Origin of the sequence: Vibrio sp. S234-5, from assembly GCF_000960595.1 — a bacterium.
Classification (GTDB): domain Bacteria; phylum Pseudomonadota; class Gammaproteobacteria; order Enterobacterales; family Vibrionaceae; genus Vibrio.
Map to the genome: position 1 here is coordinate 1 of NZ_JZAM01000043.1, position 699 is coordinate 699.

Genomic DNA, 699 nt, shown 5'->3' on the forward strand with positions numbered 1-699 from the left:
TTACCTGCTCGACCACATGGGCTTTTCATGGATAACTTCCCGCTCAAAACACCCCAAGCAATCTCAAGAAGTCCAAGACGATTTTAAAAAAATTCAAAATTGAAACGATCCTGAAGATCCCAGGACACATCGCTTTAGAGCGTGTTGATATCTGGCTTCAGGATGAAGCCAGATTTGGCCAGCAAAACACCACAACACGGTTCTGGGCAGAGAAAGGAACCCGTCCCAGAGCCGTGAAGCAACAACAATTTGAATATGCGTATCTGTTTGGTTCTGTCTGTCCCGCGAGAGGAATTGGCGAAGCGATGGTTGTTCCTTGGGTTAATAAAGAGATCATGATCGAGCATTTAAAGCAAATATCGGCAATCACTGAAAAAGGGCGTCATGCCGTCATCATTATGGATGGGGCGATTTGGCATACCAATGACATTGCAGAACCGTTTAGCAATGTCATACCAATATAAGTAAAAATGTGATCTAATTGAGGCCATTCAACGATAAAACTTATTCGCTATGGACAGTCTCAATAATATCGACTTTAAAAAGCTCGCAAGCCAGCAGAAATCTATTCAGATGAAAATGAGATTGCTGGCCCTCGCTCATTTCAAAGAGGGACACTCTCGCACCCAAATCGCCAAGTTTCTTATGGTGAGCCGAACCAGTGTTAATAAGTGGGTTCACACTTTTCTTGAAGAAGGT

General features: G+C 43.3%; 1 protein-coding gene and 1 pseudogene. Both read left to right on the plus strand.

The features are described from left to right. Positions 1 to 452: pseudogene (locus tag UF06_RS01165) on the plus strand (IS630 family transposase); the annotation flags it as partial. Between the two features lie 61 nt (positions 453 to 513). Further along, positions 514 to 699, plus strand: a 186-nt coding sequence (locus tag UF06_RS01170; protein WP_045568812.1) for a helix-turn-helix domain-containing protein, incomplete at its 3' end; no start/stop codon positions are given.